Below are 14,193 nucleotides of genomic sequence, written 5' to 3'. Positions count from 1 at the left end.
CATCACCTCAATACGGCTGAGGCCCTCCTGTTGGCCCAGCACTGTATGTTCACAGCCACGGGCAACGAGGCGGTGTGGCAGTAGCCAACCTCAACAAGAACTGCCAAAGCTGTGGTTCTCCCACCAAGCCCTCCCGGCCCTATGCCGAGGCCGTTGATCTTCTCAAGCAAATTCATCTCAAGCTCATTCATCTCGGTTATGTCCCTCAGCAATGCCTTCTTGGCGAGCTTTGCAGCACCGTCAAATGTTGAGCCTATACCAACACCGACGACAATGGGTGGGCAGGGCTTTCCACCCGCGTTCCTCACAACCTCGAGGATGAACTTCTCCACATCTTTCACCTGACTCGGAAGGAGCATTCTCAGGGCAGAGACGTTCTCACTCCCCGCCCCCTTCGGCATCACGGTGAGCTTCAGCCCATCTCCATCAACAATCTCGGTGGTTATTATAGGCACGTGCATCCCCACGTTCGTGCCCGGGTTCTCCCTCGTCAGCGGGTGAACAGCGTTGGGCCTCAGCGGTACCTCCTTGGTCGCCCTTCTGACACCCTCGATTATCGCCTCCTTCAAGTTGAAATCTAGGCACAGCTCCCTGCCAACCTCGGCGAAGATTATTGGCAGGCCCGTATCCTGACACATCGGCACCCTCAGATTCCTCGCGGCCTCAACGTTCTGGATTATTGCCTTCAGCGTGTTCTTTGCCACCTCGTTGTCCTCCCTCTCATACGCCATCTTCAGCGCCCTTACCACATCATCTGGCAGCTCTGTCTCCGCCTTCCTGAAAAGCTCGACGACAGTCGAGGCTACATCATCAAAAGACACCATGCTCAATCCCCTTTCAAAGGTCTGAAGGGGAAAAGATAAAGGCTTCGAAATTATATGCCGAGGACGTCGTTCATGGAGTAGAGTCCCGGTTTGTCAACCTTGGCTATCCACTTGGCAGCCCTTATTGCTCCTCTCGAGAAAGCCTCCCTGTTCCATGCTCTGTGGGTGAGCTCAATCCTCTCCCCAAAGCCTATGAAGAATACCGTGTGCTCTCCCACAACATCTCCTCCCCTCACCGCGAAGATCCCGATTTCCTCATCGCTCCTCAGGCTCTCACCCTCCCTGCCGAACACAAACCTGAGATCCTTCCCGACTGCGTCCTTAAGAACCTCTCCTGCCTTCAGAGCTGTGCCGCTCGGCGCATCCCTTTTGAAGCGGTGGTGGATCTCGACTATCTCCATGTCGTAGTCTGAGAGCTTCTCTGCAAGCATCTCCAGGGCCTTCCAGAATATGTTCACGCCAACGCTGAAGTTGGGTGAGAGCACGACTGGAGTGCTGCTGGCAAGCTCCCCTATCCTCTCCCGCTGCTCATCAGAAAATCCCGTGGTGCCGACGACGGCCTTAATGCCCTTCTCAGAGCACACCTCGAGGAGCCTCATGGTTGCTGAAGGTACGGAGAAGTCCACAACAACGTCGCAGGAAAGCTCCTCCACATTGCTTGAGATGGGAACATCGAGCTTTCCAACCCCGGCAACCTCTCCCGCGTCCTCACCAACCCTTGAAACGTCAAATGCCTGAACAACCTCCAGACCTTCCTCAACTGCATTCTTTATCACAAGCCTGCCCATTCTTCCGGCTGCACCGTGAACGGCTATCCTCATGATTTTTTATGGGGTTGCATAACAGAAAAATGTTTTGTCAACTTTCAGGATCTGATAAAACCCAAACAGCGGTCGTAATTGAGGCGCGGATGAAAGCTTTGCTGAACTCGACAAAAGGTATTTGAATTTTCGAATCGAATTTAACTACAATGGCAAAAGTAATCGAAGCGATATACGAAAAGGGAATTTTCAAACCTCTTGAGGATGTAGGGCTGAGGGAAGGAGAAATAGTGGAGATAGAGATAAGAAAGAAGACGTCGAGAGGCATATCAAAGCTGCTTAAGAAATACATTGTTAAATCGGACGTAGATTTAACTAAGGAGTTGATAGAGGAAAGAAGATGATAGTTTTAGACACGTCAGTTTTTACGGATTATTTAGTCGTATTTAACGAGAATAGACATCAAAAAGCTATGAAGTTCGTTGATGAATTATCCGAACACGACCTCGTAATTTACGAGCCGTTCTTGTTTGAAGTCGAACTTGCAGGAATATTGCGGAGAGTGTATACCGAAAAGAAGACCCGCGAGTTACTGAGAGATGTGAAGAGCAAAGTCGTGGTCGTGAGTGAAACCTCTCTTCGCAGTATTGCTATAGATGTGGCGATTAAGACTCACTGCAGGGCTGTAGACGCTTATTTCATCGCGGCAGCCAAATTCTCGGGTTCAATCTTGATTACGAATGATAGAGCGATGGCAAGCAATGGCAAGAAAGCTGGAGTTGAAACTTATTATTTGATCGAAGAATTTGATGCCGCAGTAAAGAGGTTGAAAAGGTTGAAATAACTTGTTATCGGTTTTTAAATTAGCTCGAGCTCAGAAAGAACCTTCTTAAGCTTCTCAGTCTTCTCCTCACTGAGCTCCACGAGTGGAAGCCTTGGCTTGCCTGCGGCAAGTCCCATTAGCTCAAGCGCCTTTTTGACCGGGATCGGGTTCGTGTCTATGAAGAGCGCATCGTAGAGGGGCATGAGCCTGTAGTGAATCTCTCTGGCCTTCTCGACGTCTCCCCTTTTGAAGGCCTCGTACATCTCCTTCATTATGTGCGGTGCAACGTTTGCTGTCACGCTTATGACCCCCCTGCCCCCGAGCATGAGAATTGGCAGAGTGAGGAAGTCGTCTCCGGAGAGAACCGCGAAGTCGTCGGATGTTATCCTGATGATCTCGGCCACCTGCTTCAGATTTCCGCTCGCCTCCTTTAGCCCTGCAACTCCCTCAATCTCCGAGAGCTTCTTGGCCGTCTCAGGGGTTACGTTTATCCCCGTCCTGCTCGGAACGTTGTAGACGAGTATCGGGATGGAGATCTCCTTCGCTATCTCGTTGTAGTGCTTCACTAATCCATCAGGGTTGGGCTTGTTGTAGTAGGGTGTAACGAACATCGCCGCATTTGCTCCCGCCTTCTCAACCTCTTTGGCGAGGTAAAGGGCCTCTCTCGTTGAGTTTGAACCGGCTCCTGCTATCACCGGCTTGCTCGCGACCTCGCAGACGTACCTTACAACCTCAATGTGCTCCTCGTAGCTGAGCGTTGCAGCCTCGCCTGTCGTTCCTGCCGGCACAAGGGCGTCAACGTGTTTTTCAAGATAATCGAGATTCTTCGCAATACCCTCAAAATCGACATCGAAGTTCTCCTTAAAAGGGGTAACGAGGGCCGGAATTATGCCCTCAAACATTCTTCCAGCCCCTGTTCACCTTTCTCGTGATGTATCCGGCAACCCTGTTCCTGACGATCTTGCTCTTTATGTTGGTCAGCTCCTGCACGAGCTTCTTGTTCTCGTCGAAATCACCCGTAAATACATCGGGATACTTCCTGAGCAGCTCCATCGCGATGTTCTTTATGTAAGCTGGCTTGACCGTCCCCATGCTATCACCACCTGCTCTCGGAGATTATCGCAAAATATTTAATTTTTTTGTTGAGACCGCTGGGACTGTTTCGAATGCACTTTCAGGCAATCGTTTGAATGTCAATTTTTATCGAATTACCGAAAGCTTATATTTTGCAGGTATTTTAGCATGTTTGATGCACATGTCCAGCATTCTCAGGGGGCTCGCTGTTGCCCTCCTCGCCCTCCAGCTCGTACTGGATGCCGGAATCTTCTTCGGAATTTCGCTCGCTCAGAGCATTTCGGTAATTGTGCTGCCTCTCACGAACTTCACACTTTACTTCGGGCTGAGCACGCTCCTGCTCCCTTTGTATGGGCGGAAGTACTCTAACTTCTGGCACATGGCAGTTAGAAGGGGGTTCATTCCGGTTCTCCTCTCAGCGCTCCTGTGCCTTCCCCTCCTCTACGTCATCTACTCGATAGCGTCTCTCCTCTCCTTTAAACACATGAATGAGCCCCAGCTGATCTCTCTCACAATCCTGACGGTCTTCTCCTTTCACGGGCTTGCTGTGCTGAGGGCTTTGCTGGAATTGAGGGTTGAAACGCCTGAGTTCACTCCGAGTGTTGTGAACGTGGCTCTTTTGCTCTCTCTTGCAGTTTCGTCCATTCTCCTCACGCAGCCGGTGTACATGGCCAGCTCCTGGCTCTTCTCTTCTCCGTATGGGTGGGCGAGGGATCTGGCGTTTGCCGTGCGATTGTTTCTGCCATCAGTTCCAGCGGCGCTGCTCTCCATCCCGTTCATGGCTCTGCTCCACCCTCCTAAGCCTTCAGAACGTAAACCCCTGTGAGCAGCCCGCCGTACTTGACGTCGTACCTCAAAAAGTCCGGAAAGCACTCCTCAGCGTACCTCTCGAAGATCTCCCTTTCCGCTGTTATCACCACCGCTTTCTCCTCGAGAACCTTTGATGCTGAGTGCAAAAATCCGGAGTACAGATCCTCGATTATCTTCTTTTTCCCTATTCTCAGCCCGTAGGGTGGGTTGGTGATTATGAAGTCCACCCTCTCCAGATGCTCCTCTATCCTCTCCGCAAGCCCCTCGAGGAACACGGGGTGGATGCCAGTGTAATCGGCTATGGTCCTCGCCCCCTCCAGATGCTTCCTGAACCTCTCGATGCCGTAGAGCCTCAGCTCAACGTCTTTCTCCTCAACCTCTGGCAGAGAGTCGAAGAACCTCGTGAACGCGAAGTCCTTCCTGAACCTGCAGATCGGAATTTGCCTCGCGATCATTCCCGCCTCGAACAGAATCGTTCCGCTCCCGCAGAATGGGTCGAGCAGGGATTTTGTGGAACTCCATCCAGACAGGTAGACCAGAGATGCCGCGAGAACCGGGTTCAGGGGGGCGGGGTGCTGGTACACCCTGTACCTCCTCCTGTGCAGCCCCTCATCTCCTGTTGTCTCTATCCCGACCATGAAGTCATCGTCTATCAGATCGCACCTCACGATCACATCCGGCTCGTCGAGGTTCACCCTCAGCCTCACGCCCTTCTCCTCTATGTAGCTGTCTATCACTGCCTTCCCCGCAACCCTTCCGATGTCTATGGACGTGAAGTCGTGCTCCCCAACCCTTGTTGCTCTAACGGCAAAGCTCCACTCCGGTCTTATGAAGCTGAAGTCAATGCTCCTGACAATCCTGTAAATGTCCTCAAGCCCCTCTGCTCTCTCCCTCCCGAGCAGAAAGACTATTCTCTCCACGCTCCTCAGCAGGCAGTTGAGGCGAGGAACGTTCTGCCAGCTCGATCTGAAAAAGACCCTTCCCTTGCCTTCCCTTATCTCAACGACTCTTCCAAGCCTTTTTCCCTCAATCTCGCCCGCTGCCACGAACTCGAGACCGGGAGGGCATGTTGCGTAGAAAACGTCCTTCACGGGATAAAAGTGGGAAAAGGGAGTAATAACTTTTGAGCCTCTCAACTTCTTGCTCTCAGCTTCTCGAGAACCTCCTTCGCAACATCCATCCTGATCTTTCCTATCTTCAGCAGCTCCTCAACAACCATGTCCACTTCATCCCCACTCGCCCCAGCCATTATCGCGATGTTCCTCGCATGCAGCTCCATGTGGCCGCGCTGAATCCCCTCAGTCGCGAGAGCCCTCAGAGCCGCGAAGTTTTGGGCCAAGCCAACAGCGGCCATAACCCTCGCAAGCTCCTCGGCTGTGCTGACCCCAAGGATCTTCAGGCTGAGCTTTGCAAGCGGATTGACCTTCGTTGCACCGCCTATGGTGCCGACAGCTATGGGCAGCTCTATTGTCCCGACAAGATCTCCATTCTCGTTCACCTCGTAAGTTGTGAGCGGCTTGTAGCCCCTCATTGCCGCGTAGCTGTGAGCTCCCGCCTCGACGGCCCTGAAGTCGTTGCCCGTTGCTATGACAACCGCGGATATTCCGTTCATTATGCCCTTGTTGTGGGTTGCACACCTGAACGGATCAGCTTCGGCAAAAGCGTAGGCGTTCATTATTCCCTCGACGACCTCCTCTCCGCCAATCGCCTCTTTCTTGAAGACCGCCTTTGCCCTTGCAATTCTATAGACGGCGAGGTTCGAGATGATCCTGAGGTACACCTTTCCTCCTGTGATTCTCTCAATAAGCGGTGCAACAGCCTCCGCCATCGTGTTTACTGCATTCGCTCCCATCGCATCCTTGACATCGACGATGAGGTGGACGATGAGCATCTTCCCCCTGATAGTGTCTATCACCCTCGCCTCGACATCCTTGCATCCCCCGCCCAGATTCACGAGGATCGGGTCCTGCTCGTTGGCCTTCTCGATGATCTCATCCCTGTGCCTGAGGACCTCGAATTTCGCAGAATATGGATCGTTTAGCCTGACAACCTGAATCTGCCCGATCATTATGTTGCCGGAATAGTCTGTCACAAATCCTCCTCCCTCCCTCGCCATCTTCGCAGCATTGCTTGCAGCCGCAACGACACTCGCCTCCTCTATTGCCATGGGGATGAGGTAGTCCTTACCGTCAATCAGGAAGTTTGTGGCAATGCCCAGAGGGAGCTCGAAGGTACCTATGACGTTCTCGATCATCCTGTCCGCTATGTCGAGGGACAGGCCTTTCTCCAGCAGGAGCCTCTTGTCTTCCTCACCCAATCCCGCAAATTCGGCGACCTTTTCAAGCCTCTCCTGAACGCTCATCTTGTAAAAACCGGGTATCCTCGATGATGGCATGGGTAATGGTGGGCAATAAAATTATTATAAATTTTCCTTGAATTTTCCCCATGAACTTCAGGAGCGCGATGGAGAAGGTCGAGTTCAGGGTTTTTGACGATGAGATCTCTCACGATGACGTTGTGAGGTTCATCTCTGACAACGGGCTGGAGAGAACTCCAGCAATTCTGAACGTTGAGGGCAGGAAGGTGGCGACCAACTTCCTCGCTACGAGAGAGCTTCTGTGCAGCTACCTCAACATCTGCGTCGACGATCTCGCCAGATTTCTGGCCAGCCTCAGCAGCCCCGGCAGAATCGAGGTGGTTAGGGCTGAGTATGAGGAACTTAGCAACCTCCGCGATCTTCCGGTTCCCAAGTACTTCGAGGGCGATGCGGGCAGGTACATCACCGCAGGCATCGTCGTTACTGGAAACGGTAACGATTACTCGAGCTACAACGCCAGCTTCCACAGGATGTTAATTCTGGATGGCAAGAGGATGGCCGCGAGGCTCGTGCCACCGAGGCACACATACCTGAGGTGGAGGGAGGCAGTTGAGAGGGGAGAGGATCTGGAAATCGCGATATCCATAGCCCCTCACCCGCTGTTCATGTTCGCTGCAGCCACGAGGGTTGGGGAGGGCATGGAGTACGCCTATGCTGCCTCACTTATGGGGAGGCTTGGGGTGGTTGAGGTTGACGGTCTCCACGTCCCAGAATCAGAGGTTGTGATCAGGGGGAGGATAACCGGAGAGATGGTGGACGAGGGGCCGTTCATAGACATTACCGGCACCTACGATAGAGTGAGAAAGGCACCGGTCGTGGAGGTGGATGCGATTTACGCGAGAGAGGACTTCTACTTCTACTCCATAACGCCAGCCGGCTACGAGCACCAGATTCTGATGGGGATTCCGTACGAGCCTGAGATATACAGGGCTGTGGCGAAGGTGTGCAGGGTGAAAAACGTGGTTCTCACCGCTGGAGGAAGGCACTACCTGCATGCGGTCGTGCAGATAGAGAAGGTTACGGATGGTGATGGGAAGAACGCGATTCTCGCTGCCTTCTCGGCCCACCCGAGCCTGAAGCATGTGGTTGTAGTTGACGACGACATAGACATCTACAGCACGGAGGATGTCGAGTACGCGATAGCCACCAGATTTCAGGCGGATCGCGATCTGCTTGTGATAACGAACGTCAGGGGGAGCAGCCTCGACCCTTCTGCGAGGGACAACATCACGGCCAAAATGGGGATTGATGCGACGGCAAAGGGAGATAAGGAAAAGTACAGAAGGGTTTACTGACTACCTCTTTATTGCTGGCAGACTCCTGAGCCATCCGAGCTCGGGCAGGTAAAGCCTCCTCAGGTCCTTCATTCCGAGCCTGAGCATCGCAAGCCTTCCAATCCCGAGTCCCCAGGCCAGAACCTTTCCCTTTATCCCGAGGGGTTCGGTGACCTCTTTCCTGAATATCCCCGCTCCTCCGAGCTCAACCCATCCCAGCCCCTCGACGTAGACCTCTGGCTCCACGCTCGGCTCTGTGTAGGGGAAGTAGCCCGGCCTGAAGCGCACATCCTCGAAACCCATCTTGTGGAAGAACTCCCTCAGCAGGCCGAGGAGGTCAGCGAAGCCCACGTCCCTGTCCAGAACCACGCCCTCCAGTTGGTCGAACTCTGGCAGATGGGTTGCGTCTATGGTTTCCCTCCTGTAGACCCTGTCTATGCAGAAGGCCTTGACAGGGGGCTCCGGGTTGAGTGCTAAGTAGTGAATGGTTATTGCTGTCGTGTGAGTCCTCAGAACAAGCTGTCTCGCCTTGTCGAGGCTCCACTTTCCTCCCCACCCCTTGGATCCTGTCCTCCATCCGTTCTCGTGCGTCAGCTTCACCCTCTCGACAACCTCTCCTTCAAGATCCACGTACCTGTCGAGGTAGAATGTGTCCTGCATCTCTCTTGCCGGATGATCCTGAGGCTGGAACAGGGCGTCAAAGTTCCAGAACGCTGGCTGCACGTAGTGGCCCTTTATCTCGGTGAACCCCATCTCGAGGAATATCTTCCTGCACTCCCTTATTATCCTCTCGTAGGGGTGGACTTTGGCTGTGAAAATCTCCTTGGAGGGGATGGTGACATCGTATTCAAGAAACTCCTTCCCCTTCCAGTCTCCCGAGAGCAGCAGCTCGGGGGTTATGTCGGCGATCTTCTCCTTCAGCACCACATCCGGCTTTGACGTGATCGTGAATGCGATCTCCTTGAACTCCTCCTCCTTTATGAGTTTCCTCTTCTTCAGCTCCTTCAAGAGCCTTTCATCCACCTTCGCACTCCTGTCAGCATAGATCTTCTCCAGAGCGACCTTCTCCGGGAAATCCGGCTCCTTAACGAGCTCAACGTAGCCGTCCTCTATCTTTATCGCTCCCTTCTTTCTCAGGTTTCCGAGGGCGATGCCAACGAGCTTTTTCCCGAACTTCTCCTCAAGCTCCTTTATGCTCCTCTTTCCATCCCTCAGCTCTGAGACGATCTTCTCCTCTGGAAGCCCCTCGGTGAGGTACTTCAGCCCCTCATCGGTGAGCTCGTACTCCTTCCACACCCTCTCGTGGATTTTTACGTAGCCCTTCTCGGCAAGCAGATATGCGGCCTTGATAACTGCGTCCTTCTTCATCCCGGAAATCTCGGCCGCAGCATCTATTGTGTACTCCTTACCCTCTTCAAGTGACCTGAGGAGTTTGATCTCGAAGGGGGAGAGCATGAAGAATGGCAGGGAGGTTTTGGTTAAATAGTTTTTCAAAATCAGAGTATCAGGTTGACTATCCAGAGTATCAGGTCTGAGAGACTTTTGAAGGACACCTCCTGTTTCTCTGGCGGAGGTGTTGGCGTGGGCTGGAGTCCTGCGGCCTCGAGAACCTTCCCTCCCACCTCTGGGAGGTAGTCCTTCATGTACTCCGAGTGGCAGTCAAAGCATATTGTGTCGAGGATCCTGCTGTGGACGCTGTGTGGATTGGAGCCGTGACACTCCGTGCACTTGTCCGAGTCAGGCTTCGCGATCGCACCGTCGCCGCCGTGGCATGTGCTGCAGGGCAGGTGGCTGTGGGGCACATGCACCTTCAAGCCAAGGTTTTCGGAGTTGTACACGCTCCCGACGTGACACTTTATGCAGACATTCACCCCGTGTATCTTCATCAGCTGCTCCTGATCGTTGAGGTTCAGGTTCTTGTTGTGGCATGGCGTGCAGGAAACGAATCTGTCGACCTCCTTGCTCGGGAGGGTGTTTATGTGGCACGGCATGCATATCTGAGCCTCGTGCCACGAGGCGAGAAGTCCTTTATACTTGTCGTAGAGTGGATTGGTGACCTGAGAAGAGTGAGCGGGATGTATAAACGCGATCAAGAGGGCTAAAGTCAGTGCCGTTACCGGAACGGGCCCCACCTTTTTCACGCTATAGCTGTTTCAGGTAAATTATTTATTTCTTTTGTTCGATAGCATGAGCGTGAAGGGGATAATCGGTTTGCTGGTCTGTATTATCCTTCTATTCATGATTGCTCCCTGTCTTGCCGTAGAAAATTTTGCTGTAAAACTCGTAGAACACGTTGACGGCTACGGCAGGTTTATAGAAAAAACAGGGCCTTACGGCAGGGGGGACATGCTCAGGGTTTACGCGCAGGCCGAGGACGTCAACCACTACAGAGCTTATGCTGTAGACTTCGTCTTCGTCATCTACGACCCCGAGGATTACCCGGTGGCCGGAACTGTTATACGAAAGGAGGGTACTGACTGGACCGACAAGGTTTATGCTGTTTTCGAGATGAAAATACCGGACAGCTGGAAAACCGGGAAGTACAGGGTGGAAGTGTATGTTTTTGACGTGCTGAACAGCACAGCGACAAAAGAGGAGTACGACTCCTATCTGGACAGGCTGATAAGCGGAGGCAGTGCTGCGGTCAGTGTGCACACCTTGCCGAGGGACGAGGTGGACTACGAAAAGGAGGAGGTCAGCTTTCAGCTGGTTGACGTGAGCCTGAGCCCCGTGTACATCTTCGACTCCGGACTGAAGGCCACGGTTCTCCCTGAGGGCATGAACAACACCATGCAGGTTTCGATGCTCAATGCCGGGGACAAAAAAGCAACATTTTACGCCAAGCTTCTGATAGATGGTGAAGTGAGCTCAAAGCAGAAGGTCGAGCTTGAGCCTTACGAGTCAAATAGGGTGGAGTTCAGCATACCTCAGCTCAAGGTAGGGGATCACATGCTTGAGGTGGTGGTGGACTGGGGCAACAAAAGGGAGCTAAAGACCCTTCCAATATTCGTCAAGCCGTACCTCTTCTCAAAGCCGGTGATGGTTGGCAGCGTGGGGAACGGCCTTCTTGTCCTCTCTCTCAACAACTACGTCCTTGGAAGCGGCGGAGTCACAGGCATGGATGAGAACCCTCCAAAGTTCAGCACCTCGAAGGACTACGTGATGAACAGGGAGAATTCCGCAAAAATGCTCACGAACATCCTCGCCTACGTCTGGAAATACGGCAAGCATGGCAGCTCTTTGAAGGTCGGTCTTTATTACAAGAGCGATGAGAGGGCCGAACAGGTGCTCCCGGAGCTGCTCGAGTATGTGGTGAAGAAGAGCAAGGCACCGGTGGAGTATGTTGGCACGCTTGAGGACTACGAGCTTGGAAAGGCCGATCTGCTGTTCTACGTCACCGACTCTCCAGACATCGGTCAGCTCTCAGAGTACATCGAGTCTGGAGGAAGCGTCATCGTTGATGTGACTGACTTTTACTTTACAGGCTCGGACGTCATAAAGGAGTACGGGCTGAAGGAGTCAGAGGAGCTCTTGTCGACTTTCTACGACCTGAGGAGCATAAACAAGACAGTCTCCATAAAGCTGAAGACTGAACTGAAGCTACCTCCGGAGCTCGTTTACTCCAACTTCTCGGTGAGCGACTTCATAGTTGACGTCGGCAAGCCGGTTACAATTTCATTCGACGTCAGGAACGTGGGTGGTGCGGGCACCGAGAGGGTTTTTGTCACCGTGAATGGTGAGGTCGTCTTTAACGAGACCGTGAACTTCTACCCCAACGAGGTCAGGCACTTCTCCTTCGATTACACGCCTGAGGTGGAGGGGAGCTATAAGGTGGTGTTGGACAACAGCCCGCTCTCCAAGGTGTTCTTCGCCAAAAACGAGACCAAGCCACAGGTCACACCAACGAAGACCCCAGAAGCTGAAAAGAAGGGGAGAGGAAACGCTGCGCTCATAACGGGTCTCGCGGGAGTTCTGGCCCTGCTGATTATTGTGAGGCTGTACCTGAGACAATGATGTCCGATTACGAAATACTGGTCCTGAGGGAGCTGAAGAAGGGAAATTCAGACCCTGAGAGGATTTCCCGCAAGACAGGACTGCCTGAACTTGTGGTCAGGGCTGCGATTGAGAGGGTGGAGGGTGAAGGTTACAGTGAGCACTATGGCAGCAAGAGGAGGAGCATCGTTACCCGGGACACACTCAGGCTGCTGGTCGAGGTACTGATTGTGTACGTTGCAATCCTGCTGGCGATGCAGGTGGTACCATGGCTCTTGTAGACCCGATCCAGATCGCCATTGCAGCAATCTGCGTGGCCTCTTTCGTGCTGTACAACTCGAGAGAGGAGATCCTGTTCCGTTCGAAGCTCCTTGAAATGAGGAGCAGCGTCAAGAAGTTACTTGAAAGAAGGAGGAACAGCAGGAGGAAGGCGATACTCTCCGTCGTTGAGCTCGTGCTCTTCTTCGCCCTGATATATCTGGCGTTCACGATGAAGATCTTCTGGGCAGTCGTGGTGTCCAACAGCATGGCGCCAACCTTCGAGAGGGGAGACATGGTTCTCGTGCAAACGCTTTTCGTGAATCCCGAGAAGGGAGACATCGTGATGTTCGAGAGGGGCGATCTGAACCTGCCGGTGACCCACAGGGTTCTGAAGGTGGAGGACGGCCTTGTTTACACCGGTGGAGACGCTTCAGGCCCGGACGCGAGACCTGTGCCAAGGGACAAGATCATTGGAGAGGTGGTGACAATTTTCGGCAGTCCTGTGGTCGTGAAAGGTGTCGGAAAGTACTTCATACTCGATGCGACCCAGCTTAGGGACATAACTCCATTCGGGCAGGAGTACCTGTTCTACAAGAACCTGATCGAGCTGTTCAGGAAGTACGCGATAGCGATAATAGTCATATCCATAGCCGCCTACGTGTACCTGACCGTCAGGGAGTTCACTGCCTGAACTTTCCAACAAAATCTCTTATCTTTCTGGAAATCTTTACCTCCTGCCCCGTGGACACCTTTTTTGCGACGGTGTAGTAGTAGTACGCGTACACTCCCGATGCGAGGAAGACGACTCCCTGTGCAAGTGCAACGCCGAGGAAGACCCTCGACAGGATGTACAGCGATGGAACTATCAGTACGGGGGCAATCAGCATGACGAGAGCCTCACCGGTGCTGAATATCTCGAACTCCGCGGTGATGAAAAGCCACCAGTAGATGAAGAGCAGTATTGCGAGGATGTGATTGTAGGGCAGGGTGTACTGCATCATGAACATCACCGTGCCCAGATAGAACAGCATGACTATCAGCGCCTTGAAGTAGAAGTTGACCTTGTGTTCAGGGGTCAGCCTGCCCGTTGTGGCATAGTTCTCGAGCTTGGCCATTTTCTCCTCAACGCTGTCAAGCTTTTTCCTCATTGTGTTGATCTCGAGTATCCCCATGGCCACCTCATCGAGTATTGGCTTGAGCTTTGAGTAGACTACCTCCTCAAACGCCCTGTCTGCTGCGACTTTGTAGCTTCTGAGCCTCTTTCTCGTGCTGAGGCCACCACCTATGAGGACTGCGGAGAGGAAGATCATTACCGTGTCTATTGCAATGTTTAGGATGCCCTTACCGGTAGAATAGTCGATGTAGAGGGAGTAGAGAGAGACGAGCAGGATAATCCCTCCGACAATTACCGCACTGGCCGTCGAAAGGTTCTCTGCAAACCTCATTGGTTCTCTCTTTGCCTTATCGGTTTTAAATCTTTCCTCGAAATCTTCTCATAATAATAACAATTATAAACATTATTATTTTTCTCATTGGATGTAGATTTCACAGCGTGCTGGTGAACACTCTTTTGGGGTTTTTGTTACCGGCTGTTAGACGAACTGTAAAATCTCATCATTGCAATGACGTCTTTACCGGATAAGAAAGATTTTTAAACAATGATTAACAGAGTATAATTTGGGGTGGATGAAATGTTAGGTAGTAGTAGGTTGTTGCTGGCCACCGTCGTGATCATTGCGGTGGGAGTAATTGCTCTGCCAAGCACGGTATCTCTTTTCGCAGGACAGCACTACTGGTACAATGTAAACCAGAGTGGAAATGACATACCCTGTGAGAAGTGCCATGCGGATGTGTTTGAGGAGCTCAATCAGAGCAAGTTCCACGTAAACTGGGGTGGCAACAATTATGCTGATAGGAACGACTGTGCCGCATGTCACAGGGGTAATACGAGCATAACTTATGCCGCTGACGATGGTACTGCTGGTGGAGGATGGGT

The 14,193-nt window shown here is 52.5% G+C and carries 16 protein-coding genes; 7 read left to right on the top strand and 9 right to left on the bottom strand.

Annotated elements, in window-relative coordinates:
• Positions 1-2: 2 nt before the first annotated feature.
• Together GAH_RS02610 and dapB are read right to left on the bottom strand one after the other, a co-directional pair.
• Positions 3-824, bottom strand: coding sequence for a fumarate hydratase (locus tag GAH_RS02610; RefSeq protein ID WP_048094557.1), 822 nt, complete (start codon positions 822-824; stop codon positions 3-5).
• Positions 825-874: 50 nt separating this feature from the next.
• The gene (gene dapB / locus GAH_RS02605; RefSeq protein ID WP_048094556.1) at positions 875-1,648 is read right to left on the bottom strand and encodes a 4-hydroxy-tetrahydrodipicolinate reductase; all 774 of its coding nucleotides are present in this window, start codon (positions 1,646-1,648) and stop codon (positions 875-877) included.
• Positions 1,649-1,794: 146 nt separating this feature from the next.
• Between dapB and GAH_RS02600 the strand changes: the two genes are divergently transcribed.
• Both GAH_RS02600 and GAH_RS02595 read left to right on the top strand, forming a co-directional pair.
• Complete coding sequence (locus GAH_RS02600) at positions 1,795-1,989, top strand: antitoxin family protein (RefSeq protein WP_048094555.1); 195 nt, start codon at positions 1,795-1,797, stop codon at positions 1,987-1,989.
• Entirely contained in the window at positions 1,986-2,429 is a 444-nt protein-coding gene (locus GAH_RS02595; protein WP_048094554.1) for a type II toxin-antitoxin system VapC family toxin, read from the top strand. The genes GAH_RS02600 and GAH_RS02595 overlap by 4 nt, the downstream gene beginning before the upstream one ends.
• 14 nt (positions 2,430-2,443) lie before the next feature.
• Here GAH_RS02595 and dapA read toward each other — a convergent pair whose 3' ends face one another.
• The gene (gene dapA, locus GAH_RS02590; protein WP_048094553.1) at positions 2,444-3,310 is read right to left on the bottom strand and encodes a 4-hydroxy-tetrahydrodipicolinate synthase; all 867 of its coding nucleotides are present in this window, start codon (positions 3,308-3,310) and stop codon (positions 2,444-2,446) included.
• Positions 3,303-3,500 carry a 30S ribosomal protein S17e gene (locus GAH_RS02585; protein WP_048094552.1) on the bottom strand — a complete coding sequence of 66 codons (198 nt, stop codon included), beginning with the start codon at positions 3,498-3,500 and terminating at the stop codon, positions 3,303-3,305. The genes dapA and GAH_RS02585 overlap by 8 nt, the downstream gene beginning before the upstream one ends.
• A gap of 157 nt (positions 3,501-3,657) precedes the next feature.
• Between GAH_RS02585 and GAH_RS02580 the strand changes: the two genes are divergently transcribed.
• Complete coding sequence (locus tag GAH_RS02580) at positions 3,658-4,308, top strand: hypothetical protein (protein ID WP_048094551.1); 651 nt, start codon at positions 3,658-3,660, stop codon at positions 4,306-4,308.
• Here the strand turns inward: GAH_RS02580 and trm14 are convergent.
• Positions 4,280-5,383, bottom strand: a complete 1,104-nt coding sequence (gene trm14 / locus GAH_RS02575; protein WP_048094550.1) for a tRNA (guanine(6)-N2)-methyltransferase — start codon at positions 5,381-5,383, stop codon at positions 4,280-4,282. The two genes, GAH_RS02580 and trm14, sit on opposite strands and share 29 nt — an antisense overlap.
• Before the next feature lie 41 nt (positions 5,384-5,424).
• A complete protein-coding gene (locus GAH_RS02570; RefSeq protein ID WP_048094549.1) occupies positions 5,425-6,687 on the bottom strand; it encodes a hydroxymethylglutaryl-CoA reductase, degradative in 1,263 nt (420 codons plus the stop codon).
• Between the two features lie 50 nt (positions 6,688-6,737).
• On the opposite strand from GAH_RS02570, the gene GAH_RS02565 reads away from it, so the two are divergent.
• Positions 6,738-7,964: a UbiD family decarboxylase gene (locus GAH_RS02565; RefSeq protein WP_052747727.1), complete on the top strand. Its 1,227-nt coding sequence runs from the start codon at positions 6,738-6,740 to the stop codon at positions 7,962-7,964.
• On the opposite strand, the gene pheS is transcribed toward GAH_RS02565, so the two are convergent.
• Positions 7,965-9,398 (bottom strand): phenylalanine--tRNA ligase subunit alpha, encoded by a 1,434-nt coding sequence (gene pheS / locus GAH_RS02560; RefSeq protein WP_048094548.1) that lies wholly within the window; start codon positions 9,396-9,398, stop codon positions 7,965-7,967.
• 41 nt (positions 9,399-9,439) lie between these two features.
• Entirely contained in the window at positions 9,440-10,084 is a 645-nt protein-coding gene (locus GAH_RS02555) for a cytochrome c3 family protein (RefSeq protein WP_048094547.1), read from the bottom strand.
• A gap of 52 nt (positions 10,085-10,136) precedes the next feature.
• Between GAH_RS02555 and GAH_RS02550 the strand changes: the two genes are divergently transcribed.
• From GAH_RS02550 to GAH_RS02540, 3 genes are read left to right on the top strand one after another with little or no spacing between them, the layout of a single operon-like run.
• The gene (locus tag GAH_RS02550) at positions 10,137-11,957 is read left to right on the top strand and encodes a CARDB domain-containing protein (RefSeq protein ID WP_169745334.1); all 1,821 of its coding nucleotides are present in this window, start codon (positions 10,137-10,139) and stop codon (positions 11,955-11,957) included.
• Positions 11,954-12,217, top strand: a complete 264-nt coding sequence (locus GAH_RS02545; RefSeq protein WP_156967370.1) for a hypothetical protein — start codon at positions 11,954-11,956, stop codon at positions 12,215-12,217. Before GAH_RS02550 ends, GAH_RS02545 begins: the two co-directional genes overlap by 4 nt.
• Positions 12,205-12,888, top strand: coding sequence for a signal peptidase I (locus GAH_RS02540; RefSeq protein WP_048094544.1), 684 nt, complete (start codon positions 12,205-12,207; stop codon positions 12,886-12,888). The genes GAH_RS02545 and GAH_RS02540 overlap by 13 nt, the downstream gene beginning before the upstream one ends.
• Here the strand turns inward: GAH_RS02540 and GAH_RS02535 are convergent.
• Entirely contained in the window at positions 12,878-13,642 is a 765-nt protein-coding gene (locus tag GAH_RS02535) for a hypothetical protein (protein ID WP_048094543.1), read from the bottom strand. The two genes, GAH_RS02540 and GAH_RS02535, sit on opposite strands and share 11 nt — an antisense overlap.
• Positions 13,643-14,193: the final 551 nt, after the last annotated feature.

It is taken from the genome of Geoglobus ahangari (assembly GCF_001006045.1).
Taxonomy (GTDB): domain Archaea; phylum Halobacteriota; class Archaeoglobi; order Archaeoglobales; family Archaeoglobaceae; genus Geoglobus; species Geoglobus ahangari.
The sequence above is the reverse complement of the archived record's forward strand: the minus strand, read 5'-3'. Positions and strand labels throughout refer to the sequence as shown.

Coding starts and splice junctions, on each gene's coding strand:
- GAH_RS02610 (WP_048094557.1), bottom strand. CDS start 824: ATGGTGTCTTTTGATGATGTAGCCTCGACTGTCGTCGAGCTTTTCAGG.
- GAH_RS02600 (WP_048094555.1), top strand. CDS start 1,795: ATGGCAAAAGTAATCGAAGCGATATACGAAAAGGGAATTTTCAAACCT.
- GAH_RS02595 (WP_048094554.1), top strand. CDS start 1,986: ATGATAGTTTTAGACACGTCAGTTTTTACGGATTATTTAGTCGTATTT.
- dapA (WP_048094553.1), bottom strand. CDS start 3,310: ATGTTTGAGGGCATAATTCCGGCCCTCGTTACCCCTTTTAAGGAGAAC.
- GAH_RS02585 (WP_048094552.1), bottom strand. CDS start 3,500: ATGGGGACGGTCAAGCCAGCTTACATAAAGAACATCGCGATGGAGCTG.
- GAH_RS02580 (WP_048094551.1), top strand. CDS start 3,658: ATGCACATGTCCAGCATTCTCAGGGGGCTCGCTGTTGCCCTCCTCGCC.
- GAH_RS02570 (WP_048094549.1), bottom strand. CDS start 6,687: ATGCCATCATCGAGGATACCCGGTTTTTACAAGATGAGCGTTCAGGAG.
- GAH_RS02565 (WP_052747727.1), top strand. CDS start 6,738: ATGAACTTCAGGAGCGCGATGGAGAAGGTCGAGTTCAGGGTTTTTGAC.
- pheS (WP_048094548.1), bottom strand. CDS start 9,398: ATGCTCTCCCCCTTCGAGATCAAACTCCTCAGGTCACTTGAAGAGGGT.
- GAH_RS02545 (WP_156967370.1), top strand. CDS start 11,954: ATGATGTCCGATTACGAAATACTGGTCCTGAGGGAGCTGAAGAAGGGA.
- GAH_RS02540 (WP_048094544.1), top strand. CDS start 12,205: ATGGCTCTTGTAGACCCGATCCAGATCGCCATTGCAGCAATCTGCGTG.
- GAH_RS02535 (WP_048094543.1), bottom strand. CDS start 13,642: ATGAGGTTTGCAGAGAACCTTTCGACGGCCAGTGCGGTAATTGTCGGA.